The organism is Celeribacter ethanolicus (assembly GCF_001550095.1).
Lineage (GTDB): Bacteria > Pseudomonadota > Alphaproteobacteria > Rhodobacterales > Rhodobacteraceae > Celeribacter > Celeribacter ethanolicus.
Window position 1 is genome coordinate 1 of record NZ_LRUC01000029.1, and the last position, 19,486, is coordinate 19,486.

Sequence of the window (19,486 nt, forward strand, 5' to 3'; positions counted from 1 at the left end):
TATGGCTAAAGGTAAGTTTGAGCGTAACAAACCGCACGTCAACATCGGCACGATCGGCCACGTTGACCACGGCAAGACCACTCTGACGGCAGCGATCACCAAGTACTTCGGTGACTTCAAAGCCTATGACGAAATCGACGGTGCGCCGGAAGAGAAAGCCCGCGGGATCACGATCTCCACGGCCCACGTGGAATACGAGACCCCGAACCGCCACTACGCGCACGTCGACTGCCCCGGCCACGCCGACTACGTGAAGAACATGATCACCGGTGCGGCCCAGATGGACGGCGGTATCCTGGTTGTGAACGCGGCTGACGGTCCGATGCCGCAGACCCGTGAGCACATCCTGCTGGCCCGTCAGGTCGGCGTGCCGGCTCTGGTGGTGTTCCTGAACAAAGTGGACCAGGTCGACGACGAAGAACTCCTGGAGCTGGTCGAAATGGAAGTTCGCGAACTTCTGTCCGAATACGACTTCCCGGGCGACGATATTCCGATCATCGCGGGCTCCGCTCTGGCCGCTCTCGAAGGTCGTGACCCGGAAATCGGCGAGAACAAGATCCGCGAACTGATGGAAGCCGTCGACGCCTATATCCCGGAACCCGAGCGTGCGATCGACCAGCCGTTCCTGATGCCGATCGAAGACGTGTTCTCGATCTCCGGTCGTGGGACTGTTGTGACCGGCCGTGTGGAACGCGGTGTGATCAACGTGGGCGACGAGATCGAAATCGTCGGCATCCGCGACACCAAGAAAACCACCTGTACCGGTGTTGAAATGTTCCGCAAACTGCTCGACCGCGGTGAAGCCGGCGACAACATCGGCGCGCTGCTGCGCGGTGTGGACCGTGAAGGCGTCGAGCGTGGTCAGGTTCTGTGTAAACCGGGCTCCGTGAACCCGCACACCAAATTCGAATCCGAGGTCTACATTCTGACCAAGGAAGAAGGTGGCCGTCACACCCCGTTCTTCGCGAACTACCGTCCGCAGTTCTACTTCCGTACGACGGACGTGACCGGGACCGTTGTTCTGCCGGAAGGCACGGAGATGGTGATGCCGGGCGACAACCTGAAATTCACGGTTGAGCTGATCGCCCCGATCGCGATGGAAGAAGGTCTTCGCTTCGCCATCCGCGAAGGCGGCCGCACCGTGGGTTCGGGCGTGGTGTCCAAAATCATCGCCTGATCAGCTTTGCTGATTAAGAAATAGAAAGGGCCTCCATCGGGAGGCCCTTTTTGTTTCGGGGCGATGACAGCGACGGTGTTACCCGCAGAGCGACAGTGCAAGCGTCGGGTGGCAGTTGGCTTTGCAAGGCAAAGGCAATGAGAACCCAAGGCCGGTGGGCCAATTAAAATATTAATTTGAGTATCGCGTATCCAACGATGCCTATGACAGCAAAACCAACGATGCCGCGCCAAATAGGACTCTCTTTTGCGGCTGGTGCCAGAGCCGCTTTCGGAGCGTTCTTTTTCGCAGAGGCTCGTTTGCCCCCACTCGGGTTTGTGGAATAACTCAAGCCTGTACCGGGTATGCTGGCGGTCGTTTTCACTCCACGTTTGCTGATATTCGTTGTTAAACCCTTCCCGCCGATACTTAGTGAGGAACGGGTCTTTCCAACATTAAGCCTAACGCCGGGAGCTATTTTGAACGATTTTTTGACTCGAAAGCCCATTAGAAATTCCTTTTCCATAATTACATGCAAAATGAGACCGCGATGATTGCTAGACAAGAGTTTTCTTGTTCGACGTCTTGTAGATAGATGAAGAACTGAGCTTGAAAGCTATTTGGCCCAAAGTCTTCGTGAAAAGGGACAAACCCCTTGCCACAAAGCCCATACCCCTCTATATCGCGCGAGTTCTCTCACGGGAGAACGCATGAAGAGGGATTCGCTCACACTCTGAGCACTCGCTTCATAAGGTTCGACGAGGGTGTCCGATGAGCGGGCATCTTCCTCTCAACCTCAATAAGCCTACGAAAGGCAATGCTATGCAAGGCCAGAACATCCGTATTCGGCTGAAGGCATTTGATTTCCGCGTGCTCGACGCGTCGACCCAGGAAATCGTCAACACGGCGAAGCGCACCGGCGCTCAGGTCCGTGGCCCGATCCCTCTGCCGAACAAGATTGAGAAGTTCACGGTTCTCCGTGGTCCTCACATCGACAAGAAATCCCGCGACCAGTTCGAGATCCGCACGCACAAGCGTCTTCTCGACATCGTTGATCCGACCCCCCAGACCGTGGACGCGCTGATGAAGCTCGACCTCGCCGCTGGCGTGGACGTCGAGATCAAAGTTTAAGGAGGGCAATAGAGATGTTGCGCTCTGGTGTTATCGCGAAAAAGGTCGGCATGACCCGCCTTTTCATGGAAGACGGCAAACAGATCCCTGTGACCGTTCTTCTGCTCGACAATCTGCAAGTGGTTGCTCAGCGCACCACCGAGAAAGACGGCTACACCGCCGTTCAGCTCGGCGCTGGCTCCGCAAAAGCAAAACGGACCTCCCAAGCCATGCGTGGTCACTTCGCTGCGGCGAACGTGGCTCCGAAGCGCAAAGTGGCTGAGTTCCGCGTGGACGAAGACAAGCTGATCGAAGTGGGCGCGGAAATCTCCGCCGACCACTACCTCGAAGGTCAGTTCGTTGACGTTTCCGGCACGTCCATCGGTAAAGGTTTTGCCGGTGCCATGAAACGCCACAACTTCGGCGGTCTGCGCGCCTCCCACGGTGTGTCCATCTCCCACCGTTCCCACGGTTCCACCGGTCAGTGTCAAGAACCGGGCCGTGTGTTCAAAGGGAAAAAGATGGCCGGTCACATGGGTGCTGCCCGTGTCACCACCCAAAACCTCCAAGTTGTCCGCACCGACGCCGACCGTGGCCTGATCATGGTCAAAGGCGCTGTTCCGGGCTCCAAAGGCGGCTGGGTCACCATCAAAGACGCCGTGAAGAAAGCAGCTCCGGCTGATCTTCCGCTTCCGGCTGCTCTGAAATCCGCTGCCTCTGAAGCGACCGCCGCTCCGGCTGTCGAAGCTCCGGCAGAAGGGGGTGAAGCATGAAACTTGACGTGATCAAACTCGACGGCGCCAAGGCTGGCACGCTGGATCTGGACGAAGCTCTCTTCGGCCTCGAACCGCGCGCTGACATTCTGCACCGTGTGGTCCGCTGGCAGCGTAACAACGCGCAGCAGGGCACCCACAAGGTGAAGACGAAGTCTGAAGTGTCCTACTCCACCAAGAAGATCTACCGCCAAAAAGGCACCGGTGGCGCTCGCCACGGCTCCCGCAAGGCCCCGATCTTCCGCAAAGGTGGTATCTACAAAGGCCCGACCCCGCGGTCTCACGGCCACGATCTTACGAAGAAATTCCGTAAGCTCGGCCTGAAACACGCGCTCTCCGCGAAAGCCGCAACCGGCAATCTCGTGGTTCTGGACGAAGCGAAACTCGCCGAAGCCAAAACCGCTCTGCTGGCCAAAGCTGTCAAGGAACAGGGCTGGAAACGCGTGCTGATCATCGACGGCGCCGACATCGACGCGAACTTCAAAGCTGCGGCTGCGAACATCGCCGGTGTGGACGTGCTGCCGACCATTGGCGCCAACGTCTACGACATCCTGAAACGTGACACGCTCGTGATCACCAAAGCAGGTGTCGAAGCTCTGGAGGCTCGCCTGAAATGACCAACAAAGCTGAACTCTACGACGTGATCCGCAAGCCGATCATCACCGAGAAAGCCACCATGGCTTCTGAAAACGGTGCCGTGGTTTTTGAAGTCGCCATCGACTCCAACAAACCGCAGATCAAAGAAGCTGTGGAAACGCTCTTCGGTGTGAAGGTGAAAGCGGTGAACACCGTTGTCACCAAAGGCAAAACCAAACGCTTCCGCGGCATGCCGGGCAAGCGTAAGGACGTGAAAAAAGCCTATGTCACCCTCGAAGACGGCAACGCCATCGACGTGACCACCGGTCTCTGATTTTTAGAGATTAGGTAGACATGAAGAAGCCCCTCGCAGAAGCGGGGGGCTTTTTCTATTGTTTGACTTATACACTGTCAGACTGGTGCTTCATCCTTATGGTTATTGAATCTCACTATTGGCGAGAAGATCTAAAGCGCTATGCCAAATCATTTGCTCCTAAAAAGAGGCCGCCTCGATGGTCTGAACGATTAGTGGTCAATTTTGAAAAGGACGTCACTATCGCATTGTTTATGGTGCGCCGCTTAGCTGAGGCGGGAAGGTTCTCTTCGAAAATGCGTGATCACCGTGTGAACCTTTCTAGATTTAGGTTTAATGGCAGGCCGCACCGATTAATCTATAAAGATATCTGTGAGCTGTATGACCTTTCTACAGAGGAGGCTGTCGTCAAAGATGTCGGCTTTCTATGCAATCAATTCATACATGCAGATTTTACGTATGCGCATAGGGGAGGCGACCGAAATTGGGAGGGCCTTTATACAAGTTCAGATTTTGAAAAGAAAAGATGGGTTTATTGGGTGCCAATCACTGAAATTATTAAGGTTTTGGAGTTGGCTGTTCTCGATTATCCCAGTTCTATGCGCATGAGTTATGATGCGGATAAAGAGGAGTGGGTTGTGCAGACAGATTAGTCCGCGCGGGATCAAGGCGTAGCCGCCGCGCGAGCGCCTGCCCGTTCGGGCGGGCTGGCGCTTTGGCCATCTTCGTGCAATGCTTAGATCATGGAGTAACTTGGCTGGGATGAAGTGTGCCGTTCAGGCGGGGGGGATGCGCCATCCCACGGGCAGGCGCTCGCGCTCAAATCCCATGCATCGTGGATTATTTCCACTAATCTATAGACTCCCCCTCCAACACCCACTATACCCCGCCCATCTCACGGCCCCGGATTCGTTCTTGGGGCCCGTGATTTGTGTGGGACGAGGGCCAGACGACAGTCACAGAGCCCCCGGCCTTAGACGAAAACGGGTCGTAGCAAACGAGCTACAATACATGACCCAAAGCAAACGGAAGACAGAAACTATGGCACTCAAGTCGTATAAACCGACGACGCCTGGCCAACGTGGGTTGGTTCTGATCGACCGTTCGGAGCTTTGGAAAGGGCGTCCGGTCAAATCTCTCACCGAGGGTTTGACCAAGAACGGCGGCCGGAACAACACCGGACGGATCACGATGCGCCGCAAAGGCGGCGGGGCAAAGCGTCTCTATCGCATCGTCGACTTCAAACGCACCAAGTTTGACGTCGCTGCAACCGTGGAACGGATCGAATACGACCCGAACCGCACCGCGTTCATCGCGCTCATCAAATACGAAGACGGCGAACAGGCTTACATCCTGGCTCCGCAGCGTCTGGCCGTCGGCGACAAAGTCATCGCCTCCGCCAAAGCTGACGTGAAGCCCGGCAACGCCATGCCGTTCTCCGGTCTGCCGATCGGTACGATCGTCCACAACGTCGAGATGAAACCGGGCAAAGGCGGCCAGATCGCCCGTGCTGCCGGCACCTACGCTCAGTTCGTTGGTCGTGACGGTGGTTACGCCCAGATTCGTCTTTCCTCCGGCGAGCTGCGTCTCGTGCGTCAGGAATGCATGGCAACGGTCGGCGCCGTGTCCAACCCCGACAACTCCAACCAGAACATCGGTAAAGCCGGTCGTAACCGCCACAAAGGCATTCGTCCGTCCGTCCGCGGTGTTGTCATGAACCCGATCGACCACCCGCACGGCGGTGGTGAAGGCCGCACCTCTGGTGGCCGTCACCCGGTGACTCCGTGGGGCAAGCCGACGAAAGGCGCGAAAACGCGCAAGAACAAAGCGACGGACAAATTCATCGTTCGCTCGCGTCACGCTCGGAAGAAGGGTCGCTAAGATATGGCACGTTCTGTCTGGAAAGGCCCGTTTGTGGACGCTTACGTCCTCAAGAAAGCCGAAAAAACCCGCGAGAGCGGCCGCAACGAGGTCATCAAGATCTGGTCGCGTCGTTCCACCATCCTGCCTCAGTTCGTTGGTCTCACCTTTGGTGTGTACAACGGTCAGAAGCACATCCCCGTCAACGTCACGGAAGACATGATCGGTCAGAAGTTCGGTGAATACGCGCCGACCCGCACCTATTACGGTCACGCCGCCGACAAAAAAGCGAAACGGAAATAAGTCATGGGTAAGGTTGCAAATCCCCGTCGCGTGGCTGACAACGAAGCAATGGCGAAAACCCGTATGCTTCGCGTTTCCCCGCAAAAACTGAACCTCGTGGCTCAGATGATCCGCGGCAAGAAAGTCGACAAGGCCCTCACGGACCTGACTTTCTCCAACAAGCGTATCGCTCAGGACGTGAAGAAATGTCTTCAGTCCGCGATCGCAAACGCCGAGAACAACCACAACCTCGACGTCGATGAGCTCATCGTCGCCGAAGCATGGGTTGGCAAAAACCTCACCATGAAACGCGGTCGCCCGCGTGCCCGTGGTCGTTTTGGCAAGATCATGAAGCCGTTCGCGGAAATCACCATCAAGGTGCGTCAAGTTGAGGAGCAAAACTAATGGGTCATAAGGTTAACCCGATTGGCATGCGTCTCCAGGTCAACCGCACCTGGGACAGCCGCTGGTACGCTGACACGAAAGATTACGGCGATCTTCTTCTCGAAGACCTGAAAATCCGTGATTTCATCAAGGAAGAATGCAAGCAGGCCGGTGTGTCGCGCGTCATCATCGAGCGCCCGCACAAAAAATGCCGCGTGACCATTCACACCGCCCGTCCGGGCGTCATCATCGGCAAGAAAGGTGCGGACATCGAAGGTCTGCGCAAGAAAGTCGCCGCGATGACCGACTCCGAGCTGCACCTCAACATCGTTGAAGTGCGCAAGCCGGAACTCGACGCTGCTCTGGTAGCCGAGTCCATCGCCCAGCAGCTCGAGCGTCGTGTGTCCTTCCGCCGTGCCATGAAACGTGCCGTGCAGAACGCCATGCGCATGGGTGCTCTCGGCATCCGCGTGAACGTCGCCGGTCGTCTCGGTGGTGCTGAAATCGCACGTACCGAATGGTACCGCGAAGGCCGCGTGCCGCTTCACACCCTGCGTGCGGACATCGACTACGCCCACGCCGAAGCGTCGACTGCCTATGGCATCATCGGCATCAAAACCTGGATCTTCAAAGGCGAGATCATGGAACACGACCCGCAGGCTCGTGACCGTCGCGCCGAAGAAGCCCAAGCCGGTCCGGCACCTCGCGGTGACCGCGGCGGCCGTCGCTAAGGAGGTCTGAGACATGCTTCAGCCAAAGCGTACAAAATTCCGCAAAATGCACAAAGGCCGTATCCACGGCGAAGCAAAAGGCGGTTCGGATCTGACCTTCGGCACCTTCGGCCTCAAAGCCGTTGAGCCCGAGCGTATCACTGCGCGTCAGATCGAAGCAGCTCGTCGTGCCATGACGCGTCACATGAAGCGTCAGGGTCGTGTTTGGATCCGCATCTTCCCGGACACCCCGGTGACCGCAAAGCCCGTCGAAGTTCGTATGGGTAAAGGTAAAGGCTCCGTTGACCGTTGGGTCTGCAAAGTCAAACCGGGCCGCGTGATGTTCGAACTGGACGGCGTGTCGGAAGACGTCGCTCGTGAGGCTCTGCGCCTCGCTGCGATGAAACTCCCGATCAAAACCCGCACGGTCGTGAAAGAAGACTGGTAAGACGTGCGCTCCGCGTCAGCGGAGTGTCACGCGCATGTGGCAGTCGTTTCAAAGAAACGATGAGAACATGCCCGGTTGAAAATTAAGAAACCCCCGCTGAGAAATCGGCGGGGGTTTGTTGCATATTGGAGCAGTGCTACAGTTTAGTATGTCACCGTTGGAGAGATGCTTTGAAATTAGACGAGTATGTAAAGCGTACGCTTTTAGATATTACGAACGGAGTTGCAGAGGCTCAAAAAGAGACATTGCTATATATTGCTCCGGGCTTCGTGGAGAACGAAAAAGTTACAGCACCTCAATTCGTGCAATTTGATGTGGCGGTGACCGTGTCGAAAGATGCAGGTGCGGGTATTCAAGTTTTTTCTTTTGGAGAAGCGAAAGGTGCCGTGAGTTCAGAGCAGGTTAATCGGATCAGCTTTGAAGTGCCGGTGTTTTTTCAGGCGCCGACTGAGAGAAATGAAAAGCATTTTGCTAATAGGAAAATCTCCGAAAGTTGATGCTTTATCTAGAGAGCTATTTTCCTATCCCACCTCAATCTCCAACCCAAAGCTCAACTCCGACGACACCCCATCGCCCCAGAATCCGCCTTCGATTGGCATCGTCCCCATCTGATCCGGGGCGGCTGAGAGGGCGACGTGGCCGTCCGTGACTACCACCCCGTGGGTCGGATCATACCCCTGCCAGCCCACTCCCGACAGCCAGACTTCGGGCCAGGCATGCAGGTGGCGCTTGCCGTCCGGCGTTTCTGCCTTGGCCTGATAGCCCGACACGAAGCGCGCGGGGATGCCAAGGCTGCGGCAGGTGGCGATGAACAGCACGGCGAGATCACGACAAGCCCCCGCACCTGTGCGAAGCGTCTCTTCCGCGGTCTGGGCATAGCCCGTCGGGCGGATGTGCCGATGCGTGCGGTGGTAGAGGGTCTCGGTCAGGCTCAGGAGAAACTCCGGCACAGTTCCCGCCTCTGCTCGCAGATCGCGGGCAAACTGCGCGACGGTCTCGTCGATGTTACCGTTCAGATAGGGAGGCGGGTTTGGCAGCTCTGACGCAGAGGGCTGCACACCTGTTTCGCAAGTGAACTGACTGACAATGCGCAACACATCGGTCTCTGCGGCAAAGCCCACGCGTGTCTCCGGCGTGCCGAAAGGCGACAGGCGATCCTCTCGCCAAGAGGGCGTGGGTGTAATGTCATAGCGATGATTGAGGGCGGTCACGCCATAGGGTTTGAGGCGCAAAATCTGGTCGCCCAAACGCACGGGCGCGGAATAGCGGTAGAGCGTTTCGTGTCGGACGGTGAAGCGCATGGTGGCCTCCTTGTGAAAGAAGGCCATGCTGCGGCTGCGAAATCAAGGGCCAAGCCTCTTGTCTCGCCGATCGAGGTCTCCATATCAGAAGGCCAAAACCCCGAATGCTTCTCTGCACGAGACCCCATGCGCACCCAGATTTCCCTCCTCCTCGACCGCCCCGTCACCCGCCATTTCATCATGGGGGTAATCCTGTTCAACGCCGTGATCCTGGGGCTTGAGACCTCGGGCGCAGTCATGGCGCGGATGGGCGGGCTGATCGTCGCGCTCGACATGATCTGTCTGAGCATCTTCGTGGTCGAACTCTTGGCGAAAATCTATGCGCAGGGGCTGCGGTTCTTTCGCGATGGCTGGAACCTCTTCGACTTTGTGATTGTCGGCATCTCGCTCTCGCCGGTGGGGGAGGGGCTTTCGGTGCTCCGGGCTCTGCGCATCCTGCGACTTTTGCGCGTCGTCTCTGTCGTGCCAAGCCTGCGCCGGGTGGTCGAGGCCTTTATCCTCGCGCTGCCGGGGATGGCTTCTGTGTTCCTGCTGACGGGCATCATCTTCTACATCGGCTCGGTGATTGCGACCAAGCTCTACGGGCCAACATTCCCCGAATGGTTCGGCACGCTGGGCGCTTCGCTCTACACCCTGTTTCAGGTGATGACGCTGGAAAGCTGGTCGATGGGCATCGTCCGCCCGGTGATGGAGGTGCATCCGGAAAGCTGGCTGTTCTTTGTGCCCTTCATCCTGATCACGGCTTTCGCGGTGATGAATCTCGTCGTCGGTCTGATCGTGTCGACGATGCAGGACGCCCATGTCGAAGAAGAACACGCCGCCACGGACAGTTACCGGGACGACGTGGTCAAGCGTTTGGAACGGATCGAGAGGGCTCTGGAGCGGCGCTGAGTTACTCGTCCGACCATTTATAGTTAAAGCTCACCGAAACGCGGTCGAATTCCGACTGGTTCATCATCACCTCATGGCGCAGCCAGCTTTCCCAGAGCATGATGTCGCCCGCTTCTGGCGAGAGGTAGATGAAATTCTGCATCTCCCGGCGCGCGCCTTTCTTGCGGGCGGGGGCGCCCATCATCATGACATGGCGCGGATCTTCGAGCCGCAGCGATGAGGCGCCTTCCGGCATGGCGACATAGGTCGTGCCGGAGATCACCGAATGCGGGTGGATATGGGCGGAATGATAGCCGCCCTCCGGCAGGATGTTGATCCAGAGGTCTTCGAGCACAAGTTTGCGCTCGCCCAGATCGAATTCGAGGTCTTCGGCAAATTTCGCGACGTGTTGATCAAGGCTTTTGACGATGTCCTTGAAGATCGGGAAGCGCCAGGGCAGGTCGGTGAGGGAGGCGTAAGAGGTGTAGCCGGGATAGCCCTTGTCATCGCACCATTGCTGCCCGGCTTCGTCATCTTCGGCGATGGCATAGCAACTATCAAAGAGTTCGTCCTGATCGACCTCGGGGGAGAACTCGTTCAGTTTGGCTTTGTAGAGACGGGTGACGAAAAGGGATTCGATGTCGGCCATGGGAGCCTCCTTAGACAGGTTTGGCCTGTCATAGCGCGCGGTGGAGGGCTTGGCGAGGCTTAGTGACGTTTCGAGCGTTGCGCGATTGCTCTCCAGATTTAACCTTTCTTAAGGTTCATTTGTTATTAACCACGTTGACGCCGTGGGGGCGTTGCGTTTACGATATGTTCCATCATTAGCCTGCGGAGTTTTTCCTGCATGAATTCCGTGGGCGGCGCTTCGTAGTGATGCGCCGAACATTGGGGAGATGCTGAGATATCCCAGCTTTCTTTTGGGAAGCCATAGGAAATGGTTGAAGCGCAAGGAAGCGCGCCCATGCAGGAAAAGAGAACTGAGGATCGTAACCGACTGTAGTCGGGGTCGTTCCTTATGTTCTCGTGACATTGAGCGACCCATATCAATTGTGGGGAAGTTTCGATGCAGATTATCGAACTTATTTCAGAAGCAAAGTTGAGCTTTGGTTTTGCAAATGGCTCAGGGCTTGGGGCTGTGCTACTGGCTCTTGTTCTTATTGCCATTGCGTGGCGCGTTCCAAGGGGGATGTTGGTGAGAGTGATCGGGGCGGTTCGAAAAGGTCAGAAGTGACTAACTTTCCCTTGCCACCACACCCCCAACCCCTTATAGAGCGGCATCTCACAGATTCCCTTCAGGGGAGTCGTGTGTATTGACATAACCCACCGGACCGAATGTCACCCCGAATAAGGGCGCATTCCGGTGCTACCAGGAACCAAGGAGAGGCGCCAAATGAACGCCCAGGAATTGCGTGCGAAAACGCCGGACGAGCTCAAGACCGAGCTTGCCAATCTGAAAAAAGAATCCTTCAACCTGCGTTTCCAGCAGGCCACGGGTCAGCTCGAAAACACCGCTCAGATCCGCAAAGCGCGCCGCACGGCCGCTCTTGTGAAAACCATTCTGAACGAAAAAGCCAAGTCGGCTGAGTAAGGAGAGCGACCTATGCCCAAGCGTATTCTTTCCGGGGTCGTGACCTCGAACCAGAACGAACAGACCGTGACCGTGCTCGTCGAGCGCCGTTTCAAACACCCGGTTCTGAAAAAGACCATCCGTAAGTCCAAAAAATACCGGGCTCACGATGAGAACAACCAATTCAACGTCGGCGACACCGTCCGTATCCAGGAATGTGCACCGAAGTCGAAAACCAAGCGTTGGGAAGTGCTCGCCTGATCTCGATCAGACAAGCCTCCTCCCAGCTTAATCGAAACCCTGGGGGCACCGATCACTGCAGATCGCCCCAAAGGTCGGGAGAAACCAAATGATCCAGATGCAGACCAATCTGGATGTCGCTGATAACTCCGGCGCTCGCCGAGTTCAGTGCATCAAGGTCCTCGGCGGTTCCCACCGTCGTTACGCCTCCGTGGGCGACATCATCGTGGTGTCGGTCAAGGAAGCGATTCCGCGTGGCCGTGTGAAAAAAGGGGACGTCCGTAAGGCCGTCGTCGTGCGCACCGCTAAAGAAGTCCGTCGTGAAGACGGCACCGCGATCCGTTTCGATCGCAACGCCGCCGTCATCCTCAACAACAACAACGAGCCCGTTGGTACCCGTATCTTCGGCCCGGTTGTTCGCGAACTTCGTGCGAAAAACTTCATGAAGATCATCTCGCTCGCTCCGGAGGTGCTCTAATGGCTGCTAAGCTGAAAAAAGGCGACAAGGTCGTCGTCCTCGCCGGCAAGGACAAAGGCAAACAGGGTGAAATCACCTCTGTGATGCCGTCCAAAGGCAAGGCCATCGTGGAAGGCATCAACATTGCCATCCGTCACGCACGCGCCACGCAGGGCGAGCAAGGCGGCCGCAAGCCGATCGCCATGCCGATCGACCTGTCGAACCTCGCGCTGCTCGATGCCAACGGCAAAGCCACCCGCGTCGGTTTCCGCATGGAAGGCGATCAGAAAGTGCGCTTCGCCAAAACCACGGGAGACGTGATCTGATGCTCGACACCACCGATTACACCCCGCGTCTTAAAGCCGCTTACAAAGACAGCATCCGTGCTGCTCTGAAAGAAGAGTTCGGCTACAAGAACGACATGCAGATCCCGCGTCTGGACAAAATCGTCCTGAACATCGGCTGCGGTGCGGAAGCTGTGAAAGACTCCAAAAAAGCGAAATCCGCTCAGGAAGATCTTTCCGCGATCGCCGGTCAGAAAGCGCTCATCACGAAAGCCAAGAAATCCATCGCTGGTTTCCGCGTTCGTGAAGACATGCCGCTCGGTGCGAAAGTCACCCTGCGCGGCGACCGCATGTATGAATTCCTCGATCGTCTGATCACGATTGCAATGCCCCGCATCCGCGACTTCCGCGGCGTGTCCGGCACCTCCTTCGACGGCCGTGGCAACTACGCCATGGGCCTGAAAGAGCACATCGTGTTCCCCGAGATCAACTTCGACCAGGTGGACGAAGTCTGGGGGATGGACATCGTCATCGCGACCACCGCGAAGACGGACGCAGAAGCCAAGAGCCTGTTGAAAGCTTTCAACATGCCCTTCAACAGCTAATCGCGCGAGGAGTTTGAGAACATGGCAAAGAAATCCATGATCGCACGCGAGCGCAAGCGCGAGAAGCTGGTGGCGAAATACGCCGCCAAGCGCGCTGCTCTCAAAGAGGTCGTCTACGACCAGGACAAGCCGATGGAAGAGCGTTTCCGCGCGTCCCTGAAGCTTGCTGAACTGCCGCGCAACAGCTCGGCTACCCGTCTGCACAACCGTTGTCAGCTGACCGGCCGTCCCCACGCTTACTACCGTAAGCTGAAGGTGTCCCGGATCATGCTGCGGGAACTCGGCTCCTTCGGCCAGATCCCCGGTCTGGTGAAATCGAGCTGGTAAGGGAGAGAGAATATGAACGATCCTATCGGCGATATGCTCACCCGTATCCGTAACGCTCAAATGCGTGGCAAATCCACCGTCTCCACCCCGGCTTCCAAGCTGCGCGGCTGGGTCCTGGATGTGCTGCTGGACGAGGGTTACATCCGCGGCTATGAGAAAGGCACCGACGTCAACGGTCACCCGACCCTTGAAATCAGCCTGAAATACTTCGAAGGCACCCCGGTTATCCGCGAACTGAAACGGGTCTCCAAACCCGGTCGTCGCGTGTACCTCGGTGTCAAGGACATCCCGTCGGTCCGTCAGGGCCTTGGTGTGTCGATTGTCTCCACCCCGAAGGGTGTGATGTCGGACGCAAACGCTCGTGCCAACAATGTTGGTGGCGAAGTGCTTTGCACCGTCTTCTAAGGAGGTCTCTCGATGTCTCGTATTGGTAAGAAACCGGTCGAGCTGCCCAGCGGCGTTTCCGCCTCTGTGTCCGGCCAGACCATCGAAGTGAAAGGCCCGAAAGGCACTCACTCCTTCACCGCCACGGACGATGTGACCCTCGCTGTCGAAGACAACACCGTCACCGTCACCCCCCGTGGTAAATCGAAGCGCGCTCGCCAGCAGTGGGGCATGTCCCGCACCATGGTCGCCAATATGGTGACCGGTGTGACCGACGGCTTCAAGAAAGAGCTCGAAATCAACGGTGTTGGTTATCGTGCTGCGATGCAGGGCAACGTGCTCAAACTCAACCTGGGTTACTCCCACGAAGTGAACTTCGAGGTCCCCGCCGGCGTCACCGTGACGGCTGCGAAACCGACCGAGATCACTGTGGAAGGTTCCGACCCGCAACTCGTCGGCCAGGTCGCGGCCAACATCCGCGAATGGCGTAAGCCCGAGCCCTACAAAGGCAAAGGTATCAAGTACAAAGGCGAGTTCATCTTCCGTAAGGAAGGGAAGAAGAAGTAAGGACGCTCATCATGGCAAACAGCAAACGGACCCTGTTTCTGAAACGCCGCCTGCGCGTTCGGAACAAACTTCGCAAGAACAATGTCGGCAAGCTTCGCCTGTCGATCCATCGTTCGAACAAGAACATCAGCGCTCAGCTGATCGACGACGTGCAGGGCACAACCCTGGCGGCCGCTTCCTCGCTCGAGAAAGATCTCGGCGTGGTTGGCAAGAACAACGTCGAAGCCGCCGCCAAAGTTGGCGCGGCGATTGCAGAGCGCGCGAAGAAAGCCGGCGTCGAAGAGTGCTACTTCGACCGTGGTGGCTTCCTCTTCCACGGCAAGGTGAAGGCTCTCGCCGACGCTGCCCGTGAAGGTGGTCTGAAGTTCTAAGACTTGAGGGAGGGGGGCAATGCTCCCCTTCCCGATGATCCGGGTCGGGCGCCTTTCGGGCGCCCTTCACTAAGGATCGAGTTCAACGGCGTTTTTCGAAGCGCCACCTCCAAAAGGAAAGTTCTATGGCAGAACGTGAAAACCGCCGGGACCGTCGCGAGCGCGAGGAAGCCCCGGAATTCGCAGATCGTCTTGTCGCGATCAACCGTGTGTCCAAAACCGTCAAAGGTGGTAAGCGCTTCGGCTTCGCCGCTCTCGTGGTTGTAGGCGACCAGAAAGGCCGCGTTGGCTTCGGCAAAGGCAAAGCGAAAGAGGTCCCCGAGGCCATCCGCAAAGCCACCGAGCAAGCCAAGCGCCAAATGATCCGCGTGCCGCTCAAAGAAGGCCGCACCCTGCACCACGACATCGAAGGTCGTCACGGTGCCGGTCGCGTCGTGATGCGCACTGCCCCGCAAGGTACCGGGATCATCGCCGGTGGTCCGATGCGCGCCGTGTTCGAAATGCTCGGCATTCAGGACGTGGTTGCCAAATCCATCGGCTCCCAGAACCCGTACAACATGATCCGCGCCACGCTGGACGGCCTCAAACTCGAAGCCTCCCCGCGCTCCGTGGCTCAGCGTCGCGGCAAGAAAGTCGCCGACATCCTGAAAAAGGATGAACCGGCTGCTGAAGCTGCTGAAGCGTAAGGAGACTGACTCATGGCTAAAACCATCGTTGTGAAACAGATCGGCTCCCCGATCCGTCGCCCCGCGAAACAGCGTCAGACCCTCGTCGGTCTCGGCCTGAACAAGATGCACAAAACCCGCGAGCTGGAGGACACCCCCTCCATCCGTGGCATGGTCGCATCCATCCCGCACCTCGTCGAGATCGTCGAAGAGCGTGGGTAAGCGCTGATCGGGGCGCAAGCCCCGACCGCAAGATTTCAAACGCCCTGCCTTCTCGGTGGGGCGTTTTTCTTTTAAAAATTCATATCGGTCGGGAATAAACCCGCCTTGCGCGCTGTATCTCTCATGTCTGCACCCGAGCAGACGATGTTTTTTGGAGATCAGACATGCTCAAGACCCTTCCCCTTGCGGCGGCCCTCGCCGCTTTCGCCACCACCGCCTTCGCCGCCGACGCCCCCGTCGTGACCGGCAAGCTGGGCGAGGCCACCTATCTGATGGATGCCAGCACCCACATGACGCTCTACACCTTCGACAAGGACGAAAAGGGCGTGTCGAACTGCTATGACATGTGCGCCGCCAATTGGCCGCCGGTCGTGGGCGATGCCGACATGGAGCTGCCCTCCGGCTATTCCCTGATCACCCGCAAGGAAGGTTATGAGCAGGTGGCCTACAAGGGCATGCCGCTCTATGGTTGGGTCAAGGACGAAAAACCCGGCGACATGACCGGGGAGGGCGTGAACGGCGTCTGGCACGTCGCCCGCCCGTAACAGCGCATATCAGGCCGGGGAGGGGCGACCCTCCCCATTGATCCTTCCGGGAGGCGTCATGCCGCGGTTCAGACAGGAATTGAAAGAGGCCCTGCCGTCGCTCTGGCGTTACGCCTATGTCTTGACGCGAGATCGCAGCCGGGCCGACGATCTCGTTCAGGACTGTGCCGAGCGCGCCCTGCGCAAGCGGCATCTCTGGCAGGCGGATCGTCCGATCCGGCCCTGGCTCGCGAAAATGGCGCTGAACATTCACCGCAACGGGTTGCGGACGTCTGCCGCGCGCCACATCCATGTTGCCTATGACGAGGCCGATCTCTCGCCTCACGCTTTGCCCTCGGCGGAGCAGGGGCTTGAGGCGATGGAGATGCTGCGTCGGGTTGACGCTTTGCCGCCGGAACAGCGCGAAGTGCTTTTGCTCGTGGTCATCGACGGCTTGAGCTATGCAGAGGCGGCGGGCGTTCTCGACATCCCGATCGGTACGGTGATGTCGCGGATCTCGCGCGCTCGTGCGAGTTTGAAACAGGAGCCGACACCGGGACCGCCCGTGCGGCTGAGGAGTGTGACATGACGGATGCGCAGGATTTCGACATTCATCGCTATCTCGACGGGGAAATGACCCGTGACGAATCCCTCGCGTTCGAGCGCCGGATGGAGCATGACGAGGCGCTCGCCACAGAGGTTGCGGAGATGATGCAAGATATGGACAGGTTGCGCGCCGCCGTTCCGACCCCGTCCGAGGCGCATCTGGACAACCTCCTGTCCCGCGCCGAACCCGTCGTCCGGCCGATCTGGGGGCAACTGGCCGCGGCGGTCGTGCTTTTGGCCGTGGGCTTCGGTGGCGGGGTGATGATGCGCGGGCCGGGAGCTGCGCCGGATATGGCCGGCGATGTGCTCGCCCAGGCTTCCGCCGCCCACGCGCTTTATTCCGTCGAGGTGGTGCATCCGGTCGAGGTGCCCGCCTCCGAGCGCGATCAACTCAAGGGCTGGCTCAGCAATCGTCTGGGTGCCGAGGTGCGTATCCCCGATCTGAGCGGCGCGGGGCTATCGCTGGTCGGCGGGCGGCTTCTGCCCTTCGAACAGGGGGCCGCCGCGCAGTTCATGTATGAGGATGCGGAGGGCGCCCGCGTGACCCTTTACCTGACGCCTGCGCAGACCCGTGGCACCTCGGCGCTGCGTTACGGCCAGAAAGATACACTTTCCGCCGCCTATTGGCAGGACGGTCTCTGGCATTATGCCCTCGTCGGTCCGATGGGGCGCGACGGTCTCGCCAGAATTGCCCAGTCGGTGCAAGGCGCGCTGTTCTGATCCTCAACATTTCAGAAACAAGTTGAGAGAAAAGTCGCGTTCCCGCCGCATTGCTTTCGGCGGGCGTTAACACTTACGCGCGACACTTTTCCTGTACCAACCCGCCACGCCCACAGGGGCAGGCGATCTCGTGACAGTGAAAGGAACAGACCGATGACCGCATTTACCAAAGCCCTGCAAGACTGGATGGCCAATTTCATAACCAGCATCCCGGCTTTTGACCTCTCCGTGTTCGACATGTCGGAACCGGGCGAGCGCTGGGTCAAGTCGCATTACGGGCGACACGGCTGACCGATGAATAATTTTTGGGCTTATATGAACGAAATTTAACCAGTTTTAAAACTGCTTGCATTATGTGCATAGCGGCCTCTCGAAAACTGGGGGATGTCATTCGTCCGGACTCCCCCTACATCGGCGGCACATCGAAAGAGACCCCATTTCCGGGGCATTCCGGCCCCGTTCAATAAAGGACAAGAACAATGGCTCACTTCACCGACACCACCCGCACTTCGGGTTTCGGCTTCTCTCTGCGCAACATGGTTGCCCGCCTGCGCGAGGCCCACGCCCGCCAGCGCGCCTATGCCGACACCTACAACCAGCTCAACGCACTCTCCGACCATGAACTGCACGACATCGGTCTGGGGCGCTCCGACATCATGGACATCGCTCGGCAAACCGCCGCGCGTATCTGACACGCTTTATCCGAGAGGACCCGACATGCAACGCGCCGCCTCCTTCCTGAAACCGAACCGCCTGATGGCCGCCCTGCGCGACCGCTGGCATGCCGGTCCGATCCCGTGCTGGAAAGACTACCTGCGCGCCACCGCCGAGTGAGGCACCGGGCAGGCCGCTGTCGAGACATCGCTGGACAAAACAGACACCCCGCAGGAGACTGTGGGGTGTTTTGGTCTATGACTTTGATATTATCATAATTAAGTACACTAATGGTGCTGCGAAATTGAGAAAAAGTAATGCTTTCAGAAAGCTAGCAGTATTTGAATACTTTTGTTCGATCTCTTTTGTAGGAATATTGTCTGGCGGGTTCTCCGTTAAAAAGTGTTCCCATCCAATCGGTGCCGGGCCGTTTTGATAAATGTGATGTTCAATTACTTTGGAATAATCGGCCAAAACCATGAGTATTGCATATTCAATATTGAGCCGTGTTTTGACGAGTAGAGTTACAGTGCAGGCAATAATAAGAGCGATGAAAACAGAGTAGCTGTGATTCTGATAATATTCGCTAAATAACCATGCATAAAAGGCCGCATACCCAGCAATAGTTAAGCCCTCAAATCTCCAAATAGTGTTCAGTAGAAGATGTATCTGCTCTCGGGTTTGTTTCCATTCTGAAAGCGCAAACTCTGTAGTTTTTGTCATACGGGCGAGATCCTAAAGCTAGTGAAAAATGAATGTCTTTGTCTTTTGATAAATTTTATCGGAGAAGCGGAGTGCTGTGAAGCTTGATCCACTCGCACCAAACGTCTATACGCCCCCGGTGGACAGCCCTGTCCATCAGAATCAACACATGTAAGCCGTGTTTGCCCACTCCGTCGCTGGAGGGCACATCCGGCAAGGAGAAGCGACATGAAACTGCACGAACTGCGCGACAATTCCGGCGCAACCAAAGCCCGCACCCGCGTTGGCCGTGGCCCCGGCTCCGGCAAAGGTAAAATGGGTGGCCGTGGTATCAAAGGTCAGAAATCCCGTTCCGGCGTGGCCATCAACGGCTACGAAGGCGGCCAGATGCCGCTCTACCAGCGTCTTCCGAAACGCGGCTTCACCAAGCCGAACGCGAAGAAATACGCTGTCGTGAACCTCGGCCTGATCGAGAAATTCATCGAAGCCGGCAAGCTCGACGCCGCCAACGTGACCGAAGAGACCCTCGTGACCTCCGGTCTGGTGCGCCGCAAACTCGACGGCATCCGCGTTCTGGCCAAAGGCGATGTGAAATCCAAACTCACCATCACCGTGACCGGCGCGTCGAAATCCGCTGTCGAGGCTGTTGAAAAAGCCGGCGGTTCGCTGACCGTTGCCGTGAAGGCCGACGCGGCAGCCGAATAAGGCTTGTGGCAAGGGCCTTGGCCCCTTACATCAAGACCTGAGTTTTCCAAGCGCCGCCCCCCGGAAAGCCGGACGGGCGGCGCTGACGTGAATAGAGAGA

The 19,486-nt window shown here is 57.6% G+C and carries 35 protein-coding genes; 31 read left to right on the forward strand and 4 right to left on the reverse strand.

Annotation, left to right across the window (positions count from 1 at the left end; translation table 11 throughout):
* The first annotated feature begins 1 nt into the window (after nucleotide 1).
* A complete protein-coding gene (tuf, locus tag NH195_RS11520; protein ID WP_066707018.1) occupies nucleotides 2–1,177 on the forward strand; it encodes an elongation factor Tu in 1,176 nt (391 codons plus the stop codon).
* Between the two features lie 163 nt (nucleotides 1,178–1,340).
* On the opposite strand, the gene NH195_RS20850 is transcribed toward tuf, so the two are convergent.
* Entirely contained in the window at nucleotides 1,341–1,682 is a 342-nt protein-coding gene (locus NH195_RS20850) for a DUF4236 domain-containing protein (protein WP_338012194.1), read from the reverse strand.
* Nucleotides 1,683–1,978: 296 nt separating this feature from the next.
* On the opposite strand from NH195_RS20850, the gene rpsJ reads away from it, so the two are divergent.
* From rpsJ to NH195_RS21205, 11 genes are all read left to right on the forward strand, one after another.
* A complete protein-coding gene (gene rpsJ / locus NH195_RS11525; RefSeq protein ID WP_066707020.1) occupies nucleotides 1,979–2,287 on the forward strand; it encodes a 30S ribosomal protein S10 in 309 nt (102 codons plus the stop codon).
* A gap of 17 nt (nucleotides 2,288–2,304) precedes the next feature.
* Nucleotides 2,305–3,039, forward strand: a complete 735-nt coding sequence (gene rplC / locus NH195_RS11530) for a 50S ribosomal protein L3 (RefSeq protein WP_198403562.1) — start codon at nucleotides 2,305–2,307, stop codon at nucleotides 3,037–3,039.
* Complete coding sequence (rplD, locus tag NH195_RS11535; protein WP_066707025.1) at nucleotides 3,036–3,656, forward strand: 50S ribosomal protein L4; 621 nt, start codon at nucleotides 3,036–3,038, stop codon at nucleotides 3,654–3,656. Before rplC ends, rplD begins: the two co-directional genes overlap by 4 nt.
* The gene (locus NH195_RS11540) at nucleotides 3,653–3,949 is read left to right on the forward strand and encodes a 50S ribosomal protein L23 (RefSeq protein WP_066707028.1); all 297 of its coding nucleotides are present in this window, start codon (nucleotides 3,653–3,655) and stop codon (nucleotides 3,947–3,949) included. Before rplD ends, NH195_RS11540 begins: the two co-directional genes overlap by 4 nt.
* Before the next feature lie 20 nt (nucleotides 3,950–3,969).
* Nucleotides 3,970–4,581, forward strand: coding sequence for a hypothetical protein (locus tag NH195_RS11545; protein ID WP_155846160.1), 612 nt, complete (start codon nucleotides 3,970–3,972; stop codon nucleotides 4,579–4,581).
* Nucleotides 4,582–4,969: 388 nt separating this feature from the next.
* Entirely contained in the window at nucleotides 4,970–5,809 is an 840-nt protein-coding gene (gene rplB / locus NH195_RS11550) for a 50S ribosomal protein L2 (RefSeq protein WP_066707040.1), read from the forward strand.
* A gap of 3 nt (nucleotides 5,810–5,812) precedes the next feature.
* Entirely contained in the window at nucleotides 5,813–6,091 is a 279-nt protein-coding gene (rpsS, locus tag NH195_RS11555; RefSeq protein ID WP_066707042.1) for a 30S ribosomal protein S19, read from the forward strand.
* A gap of 3 nt (nucleotides 6,092–6,094) precedes the next feature.
* Nucleotides 6,095–6,475: a 50S ribosomal protein L22 gene (gene rplV / locus NH195_RS11560; protein ID WP_066707044.1), complete on the forward strand. Its 381-nt coding sequence runs from the start codon at nucleotides 6,095–6,097 to the stop codon at nucleotides 6,473–6,475.
* Nucleotides 6,475–7,185: a 30S ribosomal protein S3 gene (gene rpsC, locus NH195_RS11565; RefSeq protein WP_066707046.1), complete on the forward strand. Its 711-nt coding sequence runs from the start codon at nucleotides 6,475–6,477 to the stop codon at nucleotides 7,183–7,185. The genes rplV and rpsC overlap by 1 nt, the downstream gene beginning before the upstream one ends.
* Nucleotides 7,186–7,198: 13 nt before the next feature.
* Nucleotides 7,199–7,612 carry a 50S ribosomal protein L16 gene (rplP, locus tag NH195_RS11570; RefSeq protein WP_066707048.1) on the forward strand — a complete coding sequence of 138 codons (414 nt, stop codon included), beginning with the start codon at nucleotides 7,199–7,201 and terminating at the stop codon, nucleotides 7,610–7,612.
* Between the two features lie 170 nt (nucleotides 7,613–7,782).
* Nucleotides 7,783–8,109 carry a hypothetical protein gene (locus tag NH195_RS21205; RefSeq protein WP_155846161.1) on the forward strand — a complete coding sequence of 109 codons (327 nt, stop codon included), beginning with the start codon at nucleotides 7,783–7,785 and terminating at the stop codon, nucleotides 8,107–8,109.
* A gap of 24 nt (nucleotides 8,110–8,133) precedes the next feature.
* On the opposite strand, the gene NH195_RS11575 is transcribed toward NH195_RS21205, so the two are convergent.
* Nucleotides 8,134–8,913: a transglutaminase family protein gene (locus NH195_RS11575; RefSeq protein ID WP_066707203.1), complete on the reverse strand. Its 780-nt coding sequence runs from the start codon at nucleotides 8,911–8,913 to the stop codon at nucleotides 8,134–8,136.
* Between the two features lie 126 nt (nucleotides 8,914–9,039).
* Between NH195_RS11575 and NH195_RS11580 the strand changes: the two genes are divergently transcribed.
* On the forward strand, nucleotides 9,040–9,804 hold the full coding sequence (locus NH195_RS11580) for an ion transporter (protein ID WP_066707051.1): 765 nt from the start codon (nucleotides 9,040–9,042) through the stop codon (nucleotides 9,802–9,804).
* 1 nt (nucleotide 9,805) lies between these two features.
* Here the strand turns inward: NH195_RS11580 and NH195_RS11585 are convergent, their stop codons facing one another.
* The gene (locus NH195_RS11585; protein ID WP_066707054.1) at nucleotides 9,806–10,432 is read right to left on the reverse strand and encodes a TIGR02466 family protein; all 627 of its coding nucleotides are present in this window, start codon (nucleotides 10,430–10,432) and stop codon (nucleotides 9,806–9,808) included.
* A 417-nt stretch (nucleotides 10,433–10,849) separates the two neighbouring features.
* Here NH195_RS11585 and NH195_RS21210 point away from each other — a divergent pair, with 417 nt between their 5' ends.
* The 17 genes from NH195_RS21210 to NH195_RS11660 all read left to right on the forward strand — a co-directional run bounded on the left by NH195_RS21210 (nucleotide 10,850) and on the right by NH195_RS11660 (nucleotide 18,017).
* The gene (locus tag NH195_RS21210) at nucleotides 10,850–11,017 is read left to right on the forward strand and encodes a hypothetical protein (protein WP_155846162.1); all 168 of its coding nucleotides are present in this window, start codon (nucleotides 10,850–10,852) and stop codon (nucleotides 11,015–11,017) included.
* A gap of 159 nt (nucleotides 11,018–11,176) precedes the next feature.
* Complete coding sequence (gene rpmC / locus NH195_RS11590; RefSeq protein ID WP_066707057.1) at nucleotides 11,177–11,374, forward strand: 50S ribosomal protein L29; 198 nt, start codon at nucleotides 11,177–11,179, stop codon at nucleotides 11,372–11,374.
* Between the two features lie 12 nt (nucleotides 11,375–11,386).
* Nucleotides 11,387–11,614: a 30S ribosomal protein S17 gene (rpsQ, locus tag NH195_RS11595; RefSeq protein WP_066707060.1), complete on the forward strand. Its 228-nt coding sequence runs from the start codon at nucleotides 11,387–11,389 to the stop codon at nucleotides 11,612–11,614.
* A gap of 88 nt (nucleotides 11,615–11,702) precedes the next feature.
* Entirely contained in the window at nucleotides 11,703–12,071 is a 369-nt protein-coding gene (gene rplN / locus NH195_RS11600; RefSeq protein ID WP_009574016.1) for a 50S ribosomal protein L14, read from the forward strand.
* Complete coding sequence (gene rplX, locus NH195_RS11605) at nucleotides 12,071–12,376, forward strand: 50S ribosomal protein L24 (RefSeq protein WP_066707063.1); 306 nt, start codon at nucleotides 12,071–12,073, stop codon at nucleotides 12,374–12,376. The genes rplN and rplX overlap by 1 nt, the downstream gene beginning before the upstream one ends.
* Nucleotides 12,376–12,939: a 50S ribosomal protein L5 gene (gene rplE / locus NH195_RS11610; protein ID WP_066707066.1), complete on the forward strand. Its 564-nt coding sequence runs from the start codon at nucleotides 12,376–12,378 to the stop codon at nucleotides 12,937–12,939. The genes rplX and rplE overlap by 1 nt, the downstream gene beginning before the upstream one ends.
* A 21-nt stretch (nucleotides 12,940–12,960) precedes the next feature.
* Entirely contained in the window at nucleotides 12,961–13,266 is a 306-nt protein-coding gene (gene rpsN, locus NH195_RS11615) for a 30S ribosomal protein S14 (protein WP_066707068.1), read from the forward strand.
* Nucleotides 13,267–13,278: 12 nt separating this feature from the next.
* Nucleotides 13,279–13,671 carry a 30S ribosomal protein S8 gene (gene rpsH / locus NH195_RS11620; RefSeq protein WP_066707071.1) on the forward strand — a complete coding sequence of 131 codons (393 nt, stop codon included), beginning with the start codon at nucleotides 13,279–13,281 and terminating at the stop codon, nucleotides 13,669–13,671.
* A 12-nt stretch (nucleotides 13,672–13,683) separates the two neighbouring features.
* Complete coding sequence (rplF, locus tag NH195_RS11625; RefSeq protein WP_066707074.1) at nucleotides 13,684–14,217, forward strand: 50S ribosomal protein L6; 534 nt, start codon at nucleotides 13,684–13,686, stop codon at nucleotides 14,215–14,217.
* A gap of 11 nt (nucleotides 14,218–14,228) precedes the next feature.
* A complete protein-coding gene (rplR, locus tag NH195_RS11630; RefSeq protein WP_066707081.1) occupies nucleotides 14,229–14,588 on the forward strand; it encodes a 50S ribosomal protein L18 in 360 nt (119 codons plus the stop codon).
* A gap of 125 nt (nucleotides 14,589–14,713) precedes the next feature.
* Complete coding sequence (gene rpsE, locus NH195_RS11635) at nucleotides 14,714–15,274, forward strand: 30S ribosomal protein S5 (protein ID WP_066707083.1); 561 nt, start codon at nucleotides 14,714–14,716, stop codon at nucleotides 15,272–15,274.
* Nucleotides 15,275–15,286: 12 nt separating this feature from the next.
* Entirely contained in the window at nucleotides 15,287–15,475 is a 189-nt protein-coding gene (gene rpmD, locus NH195_RS11640; RefSeq protein ID WP_066707085.1) for a 50S ribosomal protein L30, read from the forward strand.
* A 164-nt stretch (nucleotides 15,476–15,639) separates the two neighbouring features.
* The gene (locus NH195_RS11645; protein ID WP_066707087.1) at nucleotides 15,640–16,020 is read left to right on the forward strand and encodes a COG4315 family predicted lipoprotein; all 381 of its coding nucleotides are present in this window, start codon (nucleotides 15,640–15,642) and stop codon (nucleotides 16,018–16,020) included.
* A 58-nt stretch (nucleotides 16,021–16,078) separates the two neighbouring features.
* Entirely contained in the window at nucleotides 16,079–16,588 is a 510-nt protein-coding gene (locus tag NH195_RS11650) for an RNA polymerase sigma factor (protein ID WP_066707090.1), read from the forward strand.
* Nucleotides 16,585–17,325, forward strand: a complete 741-nt coding sequence (locus NH195_RS11655) for an anti-sigma factor family protein (protein WP_066707093.1) — start codon at nucleotides 16,585–16,587, stop codon at nucleotides 17,323–17,325. The genes NH195_RS11650 and NH195_RS11655 overlap by 4 nt, the downstream gene beginning before the upstream one ends.
* Nucleotides 17,326–17,478: 153 nt before the next feature.
* Entirely contained in the window at nucleotides 17,479–17,616 is a 138-nt protein-coding gene (locus NH195_RS21215; RefSeq protein ID WP_155846163.1) for a hypothetical protein, read from the forward strand.
* A gap of 188 nt (nucleotides 17,617–17,804) precedes the next feature.
* On the forward strand, nucleotides 17,805–18,017 hold the full coding sequence (locus NH195_RS11660; protein WP_066707096.1) for a DUF1127 domain-containing protein: 213 nt from the start codon (nucleotides 17,805–17,807) through the stop codon (nucleotides 18,015–18,017).
* Nucleotides 18,018–18,234: 217 nt separating this feature from the next.
* Here NH195_RS11660 and NH195_RS21220 read toward each other — a convergent pair whose 3' ends face one another.
* Nucleotides 18,235–18,702 (reverse strand): hypothetical protein, encoded by a 468-nt coding sequence (locus tag NH195_RS21220; RefSeq protein WP_155846164.1) that lies wholly within the window; start codon nucleotides 18,700–18,702, stop codon nucleotides 18,235–18,237.
* 207 nt (nucleotides 18,703–18,909) lie between these two features.
* On the opposite strand from NH195_RS21220, the gene rplO reads away from it, so the two are divergent.
* Nucleotides 18,910–19,386: a 50S ribosomal protein L15 gene (gene rplO, locus NH195_RS11665; protein ID WP_066707101.1), complete on the forward strand. Its 477-nt coding sequence runs from the start codon at nucleotides 18,910–18,912 to the stop codon at nucleotides 19,384–19,386.
* The last annotated feature ends 100 nt before the right edge of the window (nucleotides 19,387–19,486 follow it).